The sequence below is a fragment of the Streptomyces sp. 2P-4 genome (assembly GCF_030167965.1).
Classification (GTDB): domain Bacteria; phylum Actinomycetota; class Actinomycetes; order Streptomycetales; family Streptomycetaceae; genus Streptomyces; species Streptomyces globosus_A.
The window spans coordinates 431,958-446,152 of sequence record NZ_CP095012.1 but is presented as its reverse complement, the minus strand read 5'-3'; the positions used below and the strand labels follow the sequence as shown (position 1 = coordinate 446,152).

The 14,195-nt window shown below is 74.5% G+C and carries 14 protein-coding genes; 8 read left to right on the top strand and 6 right to left on the bottom strand.

The window, feature by feature from the left end; genetic code table 11:
• Positions 1-2 precede the first annotated feature (2 nt).
• Positions 3-1,082 carry a glycosyltransferase family 2 protein gene (locus MUK52_RS32590; protein ID WP_284581988.1) on the top strand — a complete coding sequence of 360 codons (1,080 nt, stop codon included), beginning with the start codon at positions 3-5 and terminating at the stop codon, positions 1,080-1,082.
• On the opposite strand, the gene MUK52_RS32585 is transcribed toward MUK52_RS32590, so the two are convergent.
• Complete coding sequence (locus MUK52_RS32585) at positions 1,047-2,663, bottom strand: CocE/NonD family hydrolase (RefSeq protein WP_284581987.1); 1,617 nt, start codon at positions 2,661-2,663, stop codon at positions 1,047-1,049. The genes MUK52_RS32590 and MUK52_RS32585 overlap by 36 nt on opposite strands.
• 34 nt (positions 2,664-2,697) lie before the next feature.
• Between MUK52_RS32585 and MUK52_RS32580 the strand changes: the two genes are divergently transcribed.
• The 4 genes from MUK52_RS32580 to MUK52_RS32565 are packed head-to-tail and all read left to right on the top strand — an operon-like array spanning position 2,698 to position 6,947.
• Positions 2,698-4,221: an AMP-binding protein gene (locus MUK52_RS32580; RefSeq protein ID WP_284581986.1), complete on the top strand. Its 1,524-nt coding sequence runs from the start codon at positions 2,698-2,700 to the stop codon at positions 4,219-4,221.
• Positions 4,218-5,231, top strand: a complete 1,014-nt coding sequence (locus tag MUK52_RS32575; RefSeq protein WP_284581985.1) for a macrolide 2'-phosphotransferase — start codon at positions 4,218-4,220, stop codon at positions 5,229-5,231. Before MUK52_RS32580 ends, MUK52_RS32575 begins: the two co-directional genes overlap by 4 nt.
• The gene (locus MUK52_RS32570) at positions 5,228-6,178 is read left to right on the top strand and encodes an alpha/beta fold hydrolase (RefSeq protein WP_350206558.1); all 951 of its coding nucleotides are present in this window, start codon (positions 5,228-5,230) and stop codon (positions 6,176-6,178) included. The genes MUK52_RS32575 and MUK52_RS32570 overlap by 4 nt, the downstream gene beginning before the upstream one ends.
• On the top strand, positions 6,168-6,947 hold the full coding sequence (locus tag MUK52_RS32565) for a nucleoside 2-deoxyribosyltransferase domain-containing protein (RefSeq protein ID WP_114059401.1): 780 nt from the start codon (positions 6,168-6,170) through the stop codon (positions 6,945-6,947). Before MUK52_RS32570 ends, MUK52_RS32565 begins: the two co-directional genes overlap by 11 nt.
• Here MUK52_RS32565 and MUK52_RS32560 read toward each other — a convergent pair.
• The 4 genes from MUK52_RS32560 to MUK52_RS32545 form a co-directional block, all read right to left on the bottom strand.
• The gene (locus tag MUK52_RS32560) at positions 6,923-7,492 is read right to left on the bottom strand and encodes a GNAT family N-acetyltransferase (protein WP_114059400.1); all 570 of its coding nucleotides are present in this window, start codon (positions 7,490-7,492) and stop codon (positions 6,923-6,925) included. The two genes, MUK52_RS32565 and MUK52_RS32560, sit on opposite strands and share 25 nt — an antisense overlap.
• Positions 7,493-7,617: 125 nt before the next feature.
• Entirely contained in the window at positions 7,618-8,583 is a 966-nt protein-coding gene (locus MUK52_RS32555; protein ID WP_350206556.1) for a VOC family protein, read from the bottom strand.
• Between the two features lie 138 nt (positions 8,584-8,721).
• Positions 8,722-9,564, bottom strand: a complete 843-nt coding sequence (locus MUK52_RS32550; protein WP_284581984.1) for a hypothetical protein — start codon at positions 9,562-9,564, stop codon at positions 8,722-8,724.
• Positions 9,565-9,907: 343 nt separating this feature from the next.
• Entirely contained in the window at positions 9,908-11,005 is a 1,098-nt protein-coding gene (locus MUK52_RS32545; protein WP_284581983.1) for a hypothetical protein, read from the bottom strand.
• A 363-nt stretch (positions 11,006-11,368) separates the two neighbouring features.
• On the opposite strand from MUK52_RS32545, the gene MUK52_RS32540 reads away from it, so the two are divergent.
• From MUK52_RS32540 to MUK52_RS32530, 3 genes are read left to right on the top strand one after another with little or no spacing between them, the layout of a single operon-like run.
• Positions 11,369-11,758, top strand: a complete 390-nt coding sequence (locus MUK52_RS32540; RefSeq protein ID WP_284582063.1) for a GntR family transcriptional regulator — start codon at positions 11,369-11,371, stop codon at positions 11,756-11,758.
• Complete coding sequence (locus MUK52_RS32535; protein WP_284581982.1) at positions 11,755-12,645, top strand: ABC transporter ATP-binding protein; 891 nt, start codon at positions 11,755-11,757, stop codon at positions 12,643-12,645. The genes MUK52_RS32540 and MUK52_RS32535 overlap by 4 nt, the downstream gene beginning before the upstream one ends.
• Complete coding sequence (locus tag MUK52_RS32530; RefSeq protein ID WP_284581981.1) at positions 12,642-13,559, top strand: ABC-2 membrane transporter-related protein; 918 nt, start codon at positions 12,642-12,644, stop codon at positions 13,557-13,559. The genes MUK52_RS32535 and MUK52_RS32530 overlap by 4 nt, the downstream gene beginning before the upstream one ends.
• Positions 13,560-13,691: 132 nt before the next feature.
• Here the strand turns inward: MUK52_RS32530 and MUK52_RS32525 are convergent, their stop codons facing one another.
• Positions 13,692-14,021, bottom strand: a complete 330-nt coding sequence (locus MUK52_RS32525) for a hypothetical protein (protein WP_284581980.1) — start codon at positions 14,019-14,021, stop codon at positions 13,692-13,694.
• Between the last annotated feature and the right edge of the window lie 174 nt (positions 14,022-14,195).

Below are 14,195 nucleotides of genomic sequence, written 5' to 3'. Positions count from 1 at the left end.
ACATGGCCACCGACCCGGTGGACGAGGCGGCGGTCGACAAGGGCATCGCCCGGACCAGCGTGGTCATCGCCCTGCGCGACGACCTGCGCATCGCCGACTGCATCGCCTCGATCGACGAGGACGTCGAGATCGTCCTGGCGCTCAACGGGCCCAGCGACGCGGTCCTGAAGCTGATCGCCGAGCACCCCCGCCCGCTGACCGTCACCGAGATCGAGGACGTCGGCAACCTGGGCGCCGCCTACAACGCGGGGGCCGCCGCCACGGACCGCCAGTACCTGCTGCTGATGGACTCCGACTGCACCTTCGCCCCCGGCGTGGTCCGTGCCATGGTCCGCGCGGTGCTCACCGCGCCCGTGGTCAAGGGCCAGGTGGTGTACGGCGAGTCGGAGGGGCTGCTCAGCCGGCTGACCGCGCGGGTGCGGGAGTTCGACGAGGGCGACTACGTCAGTGCCCTGTCCCCGCCGCTGATCTACAACCGCGCGATCGTCGACCACATCGGCGGCTACCACTTCGACGAGCTGATCCACTGGTGCGAGGACCGGGAGTTCGACTTCCGGCTCCAGCTGGCGGGCATCCCCGTGGTGTACCTGCCGGAGGCGCGGATCTTCCACGACGCCCAGCACGGCTTCGCCAACATGCGCAGCTACTTCCGCTACGGCGTCGGCGAGGGCATCGCCCAGGAGACCGGCGTGTTCACCACTCCGGCGGTGCCGGTGGTGTGGCGGCTGTTCGAGGCGTCGAGGACGCTCGTGCACTGCGCGCGCGACAAGGGCGCGGGCGCGGCGGCGTACTACGCGCTGCTGAAGGCGGCCTTCCACGTGGGCACCGCGCACCACCTGCTCAACGACCCCTACCGGGTGCGCGACCGCTACCCCGCCTCCGCCAAGCGGGCGCGGATGGTCCGGTCGATCCCCCAGCACAGCACCAGGCTGACCGGCCCCCAGCTGCGCCGGCTGCGGCGGGCGCACTGGGAGGCGGGCCGGCGGATCGAGAAGGTGGCCGACCTGTCGGTCTTCCACGCGGACGCCGCCGGCCCGGCCGGCCCGTCAGCCGCCGGACAGGCGCGGCAGCAGCAGGCGTGAGGGGTGGTCGCCGCCGTGGTGGACGGTGTGGCGGGCGGGGACCCGCGGGTGGACGTCGAAGCGCGGCGTGTTGCTCGCCGCGACCTCCAGGCGGATCCGGTGGCCCGCGCGGAACACGTGGCCGACTGCGCCCAGCGCGACGGTGACCTCGACCGGTTCGCCGGGGGCGGACGCGGTGTCCGCCCCCGGCTCCAGGCGGCGCACGCCGTCGCACAGCAGCTCGGCCCGGCCGTCGGGGTAGACGTCGACGAGCTTGCCGGCCACGTCGGCGCCCGCCGCGTCCGGGGTGACGTACACCGTCAGGACGGTGTCGCCGACGACGGTCAGCGGCTCGGCGAGCTCCTCGCCGGTGAAGCACAGGACGTCGGCGCGGCGTTCGACCTCGCGCTGGTCCAGCGGACCGCAGTCGCCTCCGGTGTACTGGCCGGGCTGGGCGGTGGCGCCGCCCGTGGTGGGCACCGGGTCGGCGGGGTCGTGGCGGAGCAGGTCGGCGCCGGCGGCCGGGGGAGCGCCGGCCGTGAGGCGGCGGCCGTCCAGGTGCAGGACGAGGTCCCGGGTGCCGGGGACGGGCCAGTCGGGGAACGTGTGCCACGCGTCGGCGCCGGTGAGGAACAGCCGCACCGGCTCCGGCACCGCCGCGCCGGCCCGGCCGCGCAGATGCCGGTCGAAATGCTCCAGGTGCAGACCGGTGACATCGATGCTGCGTTCGTCGGCGGCCAGCCCGTAACGGCGCTGCGGGAATATCCCGTCGGTGACGCAGTGGGACCACGGGCCGACCACCAGCTGCGAGGCCATTCCGCATTCCCGAATTCCCCGGTAATTCTCCAGGGTGCCGGTGACGAATATGTCGTACCAGCCGGTGAGGTGGAGCACCGGGACGTCGATCGCCGCGTACGACTCGCGCGGGGCGGCGCGCCGCCAGTACGGGTGGCCGCCCGGGTGCTCGCGCCACTGCCGGTAGTACGGGGCCAGCCGGTCCAGCAGGTCCGACGCGGCGTCCGGGTCCCGGTAGAGGTCGTCGATCCGGTCGATCGCCCGGGCCACCTCCTGCCACTCGGCCCCCTCCAGCCCGGCCCCCTCCAACAGCAGGTCGTAGAGCACCCAGTACAGGACGAAGCCCAGCTGGAAGGCCCCGCCCTGGCGGGTCCAGCCCTCGTCGAAGCCCGATCCGGCCACGTGGGGGGCGATCGCGCGGAGGCCCGGCGGGCGTTCGGCCGCGGCAAGGAGGGCGGCCATCCCCTCGTAGGAGCGGCCGAACATGCCCGCGGTGCCGTCGCACCACGGCTGCCGCACCGCCCATGCGACGGTGTCGGCCCCGTCCGCCGCCTCGTTCCAGTACGGCTCGAAGGCGCCGCCGGAGCCGAACCGGCCGCGGACGTCCTGCACCAGCAGGGCGTAGCCGGCGCGGACCAGGCGCAGTCCGTCGACGGAGGCGCCGCCCGGGCTGCCCGATTTCCCGTACGGCGTCCGGCGCACCAGCACCGGCACCGGGTCGGCGGTGTCGGGACGGTACAGGTCGGCCCTCAATAAGGTGCCGTCGCGCAGGGGTATTTCCAGATCGTGTTCCACAACAATTCGCACGCGCCCATATTCCATCAGGACGAGGACATTCACAATGCACCCCCCGGGTATTTTCGGAATCCATTTCCTGGAGCCGTTCTTCGAGACGGCGCGCACCGATCCGGCGCGGCCGGCCGTCGTCGACAACGGGCTCGTCGTCGGCTACGGCACGCTCGCCGCCTGGGTGCTGGAGGTGGCCTCCTCCGTCGCGCCGCGCACGGACGCGCCCCAGCCGCCGGTCGGCGTGGTCGTCCACCACTCGGTCCGTGACGTGGCCGCCCTCCTGGGCGTCCTGGCGGCGGGCCGCGCGTATGTGCCGCTGGAGGCCGCGCATCCCGCGGCCCGGCTGGAGTCGGTCCTGGCCCGGCTCGGTGTCGAGGAGGCCGTGGCGACCGCCGGCACCGGCTGGCAGCCGCCGCTCGCCCGGGTGGTCCGCCCGCGCTGGTCGCCGGCCGCAGCGGCGCCCGCCGGCGCCGCCGTCCTCCCCGACAGCGGTGTCCGGCCCGGGGATCCGGCGTACGTCCTGTTCACCTCGGGCTCCACCGGCGAGCCCAAGGGGGTCGTGGTCCCGTACCGGGCACTGGCCGCCGTGGTGCCGCCGCTGCGCACCCTGTACGGCATCGGGCCGGACGCCACCGTGCTGCACTTCCACGGTGCGGGCGGCGACACCAGCCTGGAGGAGATCCTGCCGACCCTGACCGGGGGCGCCACCCTGGTCGTCGACGACGCGGCCCGCGAGGGCTTCGCCCAGGTCGCCGAGGAGCAGGAGGTCACGGTCGCGGTGCTGCCGACCGGCTTCTGGCACGCCCTGACCGGCGACCTGCTGCACCAGGGCGCAGCCCTGCCGCCGTCCCTGCGCACGGTGGTCATCGGCGGCGAGGCGGTGCGCGCCGACATGCTGGAGCGCTGGCACCGGCTCGGCGCCGGCGGGGTGCGGCTGCTCAACACCTACGGATCCACCGAGACCGCCCTGGTGACCCACGCCGTGCAGCTCGCCGGACCGGGCGCGCCCGAACTGCCCCGCACCGGCGGCGACCTGCCCATCGGGCTGCCCCTGCCGCACGTCGGCCAGCACGTCGACGACAACGGCGAGCTGCACGTGTCCGGGCCCGGCCTGGCCCTCGGCTACCACGCCGCCGCGGAGGCCACGGCGGCCCGGTTCCGCGAGGAGGACGGCATCCGCTGGTACCGGACCGGGGACCTGGTCACGGTGACGCCCTCGGGGGCGCTGGTCTTCCGCGGCCGCTCCGACCACCAGGTCAAGATCCGCGGCCACCGGGTGGACCTCGTCGAGGTGGAGGGCCTCGTCGGCAGTTGCGCGGGCGTGCGGGAAGCCGCCGCCGTGCGGGTGGACCGCGGGGAGCACAGCACCCTGGCGGCCTTCTTCGTCCCGCTGGACGGCCACGACCCCGCCGAGGTGGCGGCCGGCATCCGCGCCAGGCTGGCGGAGTCGACGGCTCCGCACCTGGTGCCCAGCCTGCTCGTACCGGTGGCGGAGCTGGAGCGCACCCACACCGGCAAGGTCGACCGGACCGCGACACGGGACCGGTACCTGGCTGCGGCGGGGGCGGGCCGATGAGCGCGCCGGCGGGGCGGACCACGGCGGGCGGGCGGGGCGCGGCCGCGGCAGCGGGCGCGGCCGGGGCAGCCGGGGCAGCCGGGGCCGAACTCGCAGACGCGGCAGACCTGGCGGGCCTTGCCGCGTACGCCTCGCGACGGCTGGGCGTGGTCCTGGACCCGGCGACCGCCCGCGCCGACGAGTCCGGCTGGGACTTCCGGGTCGTGCACGTCCGGGGGACGGACGGCACCTGGTGGATCCTGCGCCGGCCGCGCCGGCCCGAGGCCTCGGCCCGGCTGGCCTTCGAGGGGGCCGTGCTGGCCGCCGTTCGCGACCGGATCCCCGTGCCCGTGCCCTACTGGCGCCTGCACACCCCGGACCTGGTTGCCTACCCGCGCCTGCCCGGGGCTCCGGCGGGCACGGAGGACCCCGAGACCCTGGTCTACGGCTGGTCCGTAGACCCGCTGGCCCACCCCGCCCACTACCTGGAGCCCCTGGCCCGGGCCCTGGTCGCCGTGCACACCACCCCGCCGGAGGGCTCCCCCGTCCTGGCGGCCCGCGCCCAGGCGGATCCCGGCTCCGTACGCGCGCGCATCGCGGACCGGCTCGCCCGAGCCCGCGCCGAACTGCCCCTGCCCGCCGCCGGGCTGCGCCGCTGGCAGGCCTGGCTGGACGACGGGCGGCTGTGGCCGGACCGGCTGACGCTCGTCCACGGCGACGTCCACCCCGGCCACACCCTGGTGGTGCGCCCGCCTTCCGGCCCGCCGGCCCTCTCCGGCCTGCTGGACTGGGCCAACGCCGATGTCGGCGACCCCGCGGCGGACTTCGTGGACATGCTGTACGCCGGGGGCACCGCCGTCCTCGACCGCCTCCTGGCGGCCTACCGGTCGGCAGGCGGCGAGGTGCGCGCCGGCCTGCGGGAGCACATCCTCGCGCGGGCCTCCTTCCTGTGGGTCCACGTGGCGCTGCGCGGCCTGGACACCGGCCGCCCGGCGTGGACCGAGACGGCGCTGCGGAGGATGGCGCGGTGAGGGCCGCACCGGAGCGCCGACCCGACCACGGGCGGCAGGAGCGGCAGGACCTCCCCGGGCCCCCCTGGCGCGGGCATCCCGGGCTCCCCGGGCGCAGGACGGGGCGCACGCCGGCCGGGACGGCGTACACCCTCCACCAGCCGCCGCTCACGCCGCCCGGGACGGTGTGCGGCGTTCCCTCGGAGGCGGCGCCCCCGGTGGTGCTGGTCGCGGGAGCGGGCGGTTCCGGGGGGATCTGGGAGCACCACCAGGTGCCCGCGCTGACCTCGGCGGGCCGCCGGGTGGTCACCTTCGACCACGGGCCGGCGGCCGGAGGTCCGGCGGACCCGGCCGACCGGCTGCGGGAGCTGCTGACGGCGCTCGGCCTGCCGCCCTGCCCCCTGGTGGGCCACTCCCTCGGCGCGTTCGCCGTCCAGGAGCTGCTGCTGACCGATCCGCACCTGGCGAGCGGGGCCCTGCTCGCGGCGACCCGCGGCCGGCCCGACGCGGTGGGCGAGGCGCTGGCGCGCGCCGAGGCCGCGACCGCCGCGGCGGGAACGCGGCTGCCCGCGGAGTACGAGGCCTTCGTGCGCCTGGTGCAGAACCTCTCCCCCAGGACTCTGGCCGACGAGGGGGCCGCGGCGGAATGGCTCGACTTGTTCGAAGTCGCGGCACTGTCGGGCGTGTCGGCAGCCGCCCGCGGTCCGGCCCTGCCGGTCACCGACCGGCTGGCCGCCTACGGCCGGATTCCCGTGCCCGTCCTGGTCGTGGGCTTCGCCGACGACGTGCTGGCGCCCGCTCCTCTGGGCCGGGAGGTCGCCGCCGCGATCCCCGGCGCGCGCTACGCGCAGCTGCCGGACGCGGGCCACCTCGGGTTCCTGGAACGCCCCGAGGCCTTCAACTCCCTCCTGTTCGACTTCCTCGCCGCCGTGGCCCCGACCGACCCCGGAGTGTCCCGTGTCCCCTGAGTCCCCCGCGTCCTTCCCCGACCCGGCTGCCGCACCCGCCCTCCCGGAGGTCGCGGTCGTCCACGTCGGCGAGGAGCCGCCGCCGTCGTGGACCGCGGCCGTGTACCTGTGCGGCCCGACGCCCGCCGACCCCGCCGAGCCGTCGTGGCGGCCGGACGCCGTCGCCGCCCTGCGGTCCCTGTGGTCCTGCGCCGGGCGCCTGGCGGTCTTCCTGCCCGAGCCGGCGCCCGGCGGCTCCTACCCGGCGTACGCGGACCAGATCGCCTGGGAGGAGGACGCGATGCGCCGCTGCGACGTCGTCCTGTTCTGGATCCCGCGCGACATGCGGCGGCTGCCGGGCCTGGTGTCGAACATCAAGTGGGGCGCGTGGTGCGGCTCCGGCCGCGCCGTGCTCGGGGCGCCGCCGCAGGCCGAGCGCATGGAGTACCTGCTCCACTTCGCCGACGCGCTGGGCGTGCCGGTGGAGCGGACCCTGGCGGGTGCGGCCGGCGCCGCGCTGCGGGCGGTGGGAACGGGGGCCGTACGCGGGGGCGGCGAGCGGGCGGTGCCGCTGGCGGTGTGGCGGACGGAAGAGTTCCGGGCGTGGTACGCGGCACGCCGCCGGGCCGGTGACCGGCTGCTGGACGCGCGCGTGGAGTGGTACGCGCCTCCGTCGGGGCCGGAGGGGGCCGCCGCCTGGCTCCTGACCGCCACGGTCGCGCCGGGCGACGGCGGCGGCCCCGTCGTCAGCCGTCTGCTGGCGGCTCAGGGGCAGGGCATGCTCATGTAGAGCGCGTGCTCGCCCTCGGACTCGGTGCCCTGGTACAGGGCGGTGTCCAGGCCGCAGAAGGCGAAGCCCATGCTGCGGTAGGCGTGGATGGCGGGGGCGTTGACGTTGGTCACTTCCAGCCACAGGTGTCCGGCGCCGCGTTCGCGGGCGAAGTCCACCGCGTGCTGCATCAGCGTACGGCCGATGCCCCGACCCCGGTGGCCGGGGGCGACCTCGATGTCCTCGATGGTCAGCCGCTGGTTCCAGGGCGCGTAGGACACGGCGGCGAAGCCTGCGAGGTCGCCGCCGGCGCCGACGGCCACGAACGTGCGGCTGTCGCCGTCCCCGCCCTCCTCACCGTCCTCCTCGCCGCTGCCGTCGTCCTCGGGGAACACCTTGACCAGCGGCGGGTCCACCGGGACCTCGCGGAGGGCGAACCCGTCGCCGGTGACGGCCACTTCGAAGACGGTGCCGGTGGTGAAGGACCCGTCGAGGGCCTCGATGGCCTCGGTGTCCTCGGGGCGTGCGGTGCGGAACTCGTACGTCGTGTCATGCGTGGTGGTCATGGGACGAGGCTATGACCGGCCTGCCCGGGTGAGATCGGGTTTCGGCCGGACGGGGCGCCGCGGGAGGCGGGTCACCGCAGAGGCTGCGGCCGGCCGGCGGCAGCCTGCTGTCAGCTGGGCCCTGGTCAGATCGTGACCGGGCCGTGGGCGGTGGCGAACTCGACCGACACCAGGCCCGGTTCCTCGTCCTCGACCCAGGTGACATCGATCCGGTCGAGGGGATGGTCGGCCGGCTCGCCGAGGAACTCGGCGATGGAGGCGGCGTCGCCGGCGATGGAGACCCCGTGGATGGTGGTGGAGGTGCGCGGGTCGGCGCTCGGCCGCTCCTCAGGCGGGACCAGCCATTGCAGGAAGTACGGCAGTTGCGGGTCCTCCATCAGCTCCAGCAGGCCGATCTGCTTCCACCGCAGGTCGAACCCGTCGGGGCGGACGCGGTGGCCTTCGGAGGAGGTGCGGCCGAGGCGGGCCTCGACCGGGGCGATGTCGTCGACGGAGACCACCCAGCCGAGCCAACCGCCGCCCTCGGCGGCGCGGCGCGCGACCGCCCGGCCGAAGGGGGCGCGGTCGGCGGCGGGGTGGTCGAGGGTGGTGACGACCTCGACGTAGGTGCCGCCGCTCAGCGGGAGGATGAAGTTGCGGGTGCCGAACCGCGGGTGCACGCCCCCGTCGACGAACCCGGCGCCGAGGGCGGATCCGATCCACTGGACGGTCGAGACGAAGCTGTCGCGGGCCACCGCGTAGGACACGTGGTCAAGTCGCACCGCGCCATCCTCACCCGGCAACCCGCACAAGTCCTGGCGCCACGCCCGCCGCCCGGGCGGCGCCGGCCGCGGGTTCAGCCGCGGAGCGGATCGGCCGTCCCGGTGGCCGCGGCGGGCCGGCGGGGTCGGGGTCTTGAGCCTCCGCCGGCCCGTGACGCGGCGGCGCGGCCCGGTGCGGATGTCGTGGGTGGCGGCCGGCCGGCCGCCGAGAAAGGCGCCGGCGGCCTCCGCCGTGAGGAGCAGGCCGAAGCCGGACGCGCCGATGCCGAGGCGTTCGTGCGCGACGAGCGCGAGGACGGTCTCCACGGCGAGGAAGGCGGTGTTCCCCACCGCGGGGCGGAGTGCGAGCCCGAGCAGCAGCCGGTCGCGGAAGACGTACGAGGCACCGGCGCGCGCCTGCCGGAGCAGTGGCCCGCGGGCCTCCGGAACGGGAGACAGGCGGTGGCGGCGGTGTCGGAGAACGCCGGGTCAGGGGCGTTCGTAGTACTGGAGGACGCCTCCCAGGGAGAAGCAGAGGGCTCCGGCGAGGGTGCCCCAGTTGGCGACGTCGGCGTTGACCAGGCTGCCGGTGGCGGGACGGGTGTAGGCGGCGAGCGCCGAGACCATGAAGAGGACGGAGCCCAGCTGGTTCACGGCGACGATCCACCAGCCGAGGTCGCGCCGCCGGATGCAGGGCCGGCCGTGGCAGATCTCGGCGAACCCGAGGTGGCCGGAGATGAGGAAGAGCATGCAGCCGATCACGTCCGGCGCCCAGACCAGCCGGTTGGCCTGCTGGACCGTCAGGCCCTGGAGGAAGGAGGCCAGCAGGTTGACGGCGAACACCAGGGTCCCGGCGAACAGGACGAAGGCACCGAGCCAGTCGGCCCGCGCCGGCTCGTAGCTCCACCACCGCCACGGGCGGGTGACCAGGGCGCCCTCCCCTCCGGGTACGTGGCGCGGCGCGTTGACGGCCTGGAGCAGGGACACGTATCCGCCAGTGTTGAAGAACAGGCCGCCGGTGAAGTAGATCGACGCGCAGGTGAGGGCGTCGCCGGAGCCGAACTGGGCGACGGCGGCGCCGGCCGCGAAGAGTGCTCCGCCGATGACGAAGGCGGTGGCGGCGACGGCGTTGAGCCGGCGCAGCCGGGTGAGGGCGGTGTCGTCGGCGACGGCGTAGTGGGCGGCGGCCGCGCCGGGCGGGCTGAGGGCGATGAGGCCCCGGCGCCGGGCGAGCCGCGATTCCCAGACGGCGGTACCGCCGCTCGGCGGGCGCCAGGTGAGGCGGGTGGTGAACGGTCCCGCGCCTTCGGCGCGCTGGTCGGGCTGTCCCACAGGCGGAGACTAGACGCCCCGCAGGCCCCTGACCGGGGCGCAACGCCGTCGGCGGCCGTGGGGGCGGGGGCGGGGGCGGTCCGACGGGTCGCGGCGGCGCCCGCAGGGATCGGTCGCCGGCATGTCCGGGCTCAGTCCTGCTTCGGACCCGGCGGATCCGGATGGCGCCGCCGGGCCCGGGTTCGGAGGTCTGCGGGTGGTTCTGCGGTAGGTGAGGGCGCGTCAGAGACGCGCCGGGCCGTGATGCCCGCGTACGGCCCCGTCCGGCTCCGGGTCGCGATGGGGGTCGGGATGGGCGGCCTCGACCGCGAGGGGCCGCCTTGGCGGCCGGTCCACCGGGACGCTAGGACCGCGTCGCCTCCCCGCACCTGTCTCCGGAGGGCCCGCCCTGCCCGACCGGCGCGCTGCGGTCGTACGGGTCGATCTCCGCGCCGGCCTCGTCCGCCCGGCGGTCGGTGCCGAAGGGCGGGGTGATGTAGCCCGTGGGGGCGCCGCAGCCGCCGTTGGTCATGTCGTACTTGTACGAGACGACCGAGAAGGTGCCGGGCTCGGTGACCACCTTCGCGGGGTCGTCCCAGCTCAGGACCAGTTCGCGCCGGACGATCGTGCGCACGATCTCGTCGTCGCCGCTCGTGCCCGCGCGGGTGACCGGGTAGACGAAGGTGACGTCGGCCGTCACCCGGAGCGCGCCGTGCTCACCCTCCTGGTAGGCAAGTCGGCCCCGGGTCTTCACGGCGTCGCCGACCAGTTGGGTGCGGGAGGGCTGGAAGCGGCTGAAGAGGAGCAGGGGGTCGTTCTTCTCGCTCGGGGTGACGAACGCAGTCCTCAGAAGGTCCTGGACGTCCTTCTGGTGCGGGTTGATCAGAGCGATCGCCTTCTCGGGGTGCTCGCCCCGCAGCACCCTGCGGTCCAGGCTGGACGCGAGGAGGAAATCCCGGCTGCGGGCGAGGGCCCGTTCGACCTCCGCCGCGCTCATCCAGCCGACGGCTTCGGCCTTCGGTACGGTGATCCCCTCCGCTCCGCTCGCCCAGCCCGCTGCCGGCGAGCCGCGGAACGGCTCCTCCCTGGTGGGGCGTTGGGCTGCCGCTGCCGGGGGCGCCTCGGTCGGGCGGGCGGTCTCGGCCGCCGACGGCGGGGAGTCGGCGCCGGCGAACACATCGACCACCCACCCCGGCGCGAGCGCCACCACCGCCAGCAGCCCCAGCGAGGCGAACAGCCCGGCCGCGTACCAGCCCGTACGCCGCCTGGGTCGCGCAGGCGTGTAACTGCGCCAGCCCTCCGGGGTGCGACCGGGCTCCGCCCGCAGCCGCTTCGCCACCTCCCGAGCCCGCGCGGACGGTTCCTTGGGCGCGTCGGCGGCACCTGCCACGGACTCGCGCACGAACCGCTCCCACTCCTCGTCTGACCTCGACGAGCCGTCCGGCTCGGTACCCGCTCCCATACACAACCCCCTTGCATTCGGCAGACCGCGCCCACTCCCCCGGGACGCGTCCGCATGGTGACACAGAGTACTGACAATCGGCTGATTGGTTGATCGGCTGACCGGCAGGGCTGCGGCGGCACCCCAGGCCCCGGCGGGCGCAGGGATCGGAACACCGTCCGCGGCCGGCGCCGCAGCACAACGACGCGAACGGCCGGCACTCCACCCGCTCCAGCTGCACGGGCGGCTCGGCGACCGGCGCTTCCGAGGCCGGCTCCGGACCGCACTCCGCTGCTCGGGCTCTCCCGCCGAACCGGTCGCGGTTGACAAGTGCGCTTCGCCATAACACCCTTTCACTAAGGAAGTAGTGAAAGGGTGGCGGGCGTGCTCGAGTACCGCATCGACCGGCACAGCGGCATGGCCACGTACCTGCAGATCGTCCAGCAGACCAAACATGCCCTGCGCCTCGGACTGCTCAAGCCCGGTGACAAACTCCCCACCGCCCGCGAGGTCGTGGAAGCAACCGCCATCAACCCCAACACCGTTCTGAAGGCCTACCGCGAGCTGGAACGCGAAGGCCTCGTCGAGGGGAAACGGGGCGTGGGCACCTTCGTCCGCGCGTCCCTGGGCAACGACCCGGCAGCCTCCCCGCTCCGCGCGGAGCTCGCCGACTGGGCGCGCCGCGCGCGGGACTCCGGGATGGACCGGGACGACGTGGCCGCACTCTTCACTTCCGTACTGGAGCAGCAGTTCAAGGGGGAAGCAAAAGCATGACGAACACTGTGATCGAGGCGACAGGCCTCGGCCTGCGCTACGGACGACGGCGGGGGGTCTGGGCGTTACGAGAGTGTTCCTTCCGCCTTCCTGAAGGCCGCATATGCGCCCTGGTCGGCCCGAACGGCGCGGGAAAGTCCACCCTGCTGCTCCTTGCCGCCGGACTCGTCCGCCCCACCGAGGGCACCCTGCGCACGCAACCCCGCGAGACCCTCGCGTACGTCGGCCAGGACAAGCCGCTCTACCCGCAGCTCACCATCGCCGAGACGCTCCGGATGGGCAGCGAGCTGAACCCGCGGCACTGGGACGCCGTCGCGGCGCAGCGCATCATCGAGGCCGGCAACCTCACTCCCGACACCCGGGTCCGGACCCTGTCCGGCGGCCAACGCACCCGCGTCGCCCTCGCCCTCGCCCTCGGGAAGCGCCCCCGCCTGCTACTGCTCGACGAGCCGATGGCGAACCTCGACCCGCTCGCCCGCCACCAGCTCATGGGCGAAATCATGGCCGTCGCAGCCGAGCACGGCACCTCGGTGGTGATGTCCTCGCACATCATCGACGAGCTGCGCGAAGCCTGCGACCACGTGCTCCTCGTCGCCGGCGGCAGCATCCGCCTCGCCGGCTCGCTGGACGGGATCCGATCCGCGCACCGGATGGTCACCGGCCCCACCGCAGCCGTCGCCGACCTCGACGGGCACACAGTCGTCGAAGCCCGGACGGCGGGCCGCATGGTGACCGCACTTGTGCGCCCGCAGGGCCCTGTCGACGGCCGCACCTGGCAGACGGACGACGCAACCCTGGAGGAGCTGGTGCTTGCCTACCTGCGTGCCCCGGACGCCCCGCCGCTCACCCTCGATGACGCCCTCGGCAGCATGGGAGCACGGACGTGAACGCACTGGCGCTGAAGGGGCCGTACCGGGCCGCGGCGCGCCTGCACCGGCGCGCGCTGTGGGCCCTCCCCCTCCTGGCGGCGGCCGGCCTCGCCGTGGTGATCGGCCTGCGTGCGTGGGCGGTTCCGGGCCCTGGCGCCACTCCCTACGACGGCTACGGGTTCCTGCAGATCTCCATGCAGTACGCGGGCCGCGGCCTGCTGTTCCTGCCTGCTGTTGTGGGAGCCTTCGTCGCGGGGCCGCTGATCAGCCGTGAACGGGAGAGCGGCACGTGGCGGCTGGCACTCACCCAGTCCGCCGATCCGAGGACGTGGCTCAGGGTGAAGGTCCTCCTGGCGGCGGCCACCGCCGGACTCGGCTCGGCCGCGCTGATCGGGGTCTACCGGATCGGCTGGACCCGCGTGGCCGACACCTACCGGCTCACGTGGGCCGACCGGGGCGCTTACGAGGCCTCCGGCCCCGTCCTGGTCGGGTACTGCCTGCTCGCCGTGGCCCTCGGCGCACTCGTCGGGCAGCTGGTGCGGCGCACCCTCCCCGCCATGGCCGTGGCCGGCTTGTCGACCGGGGCGGTGATGTGGACCGTGGGCTCCCTGCGCTGGTCCATCCTGCCCGTCACGACCACCACCATGCCGCTCAACGGCAACCCCGCACAGCAGGCGCCCGCTTCCGCATTCATCACGGACACGGGACTCGTGACCGGCTCGGGCGAACGCCTCCCCGAGTACGCCTGTTGGGCACGTACCCAGAGCCTGCGAGACTGTCCCGGCGACATGAACGTCACTTCCTGGTATACGGAGTTCCACCCGGCCTCGCACTACTGGCCCACGCAGCTCATCGAAACCTCGCTCGCCCTCGCCCTGGCCGCGCTCGCCTTCTACGCGGCCTTACGACTCGTCCGCACCGGCCGGCCCTGAACGCGGCGGTGATCACGTCGGTTCAGGGCCAGTGGCGTGCGAACCTCAGGTTCCGGCGGCGGGCGGTCGTGACGAGCTGGGCAGGCGGCGGCCGCCGTCCGGTTCGGGGTGGCGGCCGCTGCCGGGACGGGCTCAGATGCGGGCTGCGTTGCCCGAGTAGATCCAGCCGTCGCGCACGCCGTAGGTCTTGTCGACCCAGTACCAGAGGTTGCCCTTGGAGTTCGTGCACGACTTCGTGAAGTTGAGCCTGTCGCCCCGGTGGACGGTGTCGACGACGCGCCCGGTCTGGTAGTAGGTCGTGCGCACGGGGGCGGACGTGGCGGTGACGTACAGGCTGCCGCCCGCCTCCCGGCACGTGATGGCGGCGGCCGAGGCGGGGGTGGCGGCCGTGAAGGCGGCCGAGAGGGTCAGCCCGACCCCGGCGGCGAGGGTGGAGAGACGGCGTACGGCGCTGGCGCGCATGGTGCTCCTTCGTCTTCGCTTGAACCGACGCCAATAGATGATCATCTCTTGGCATGTCCAGGCAAACCGGGGAATCGTTCGTGCCAGCGCCTCGGGCCCGCCAGGTATAGGCATTCAGGCCCTCCGCTGCCACGGTGTTCTGCATCGCCGTCAGACAGGAGTTCGCTCCGGGAT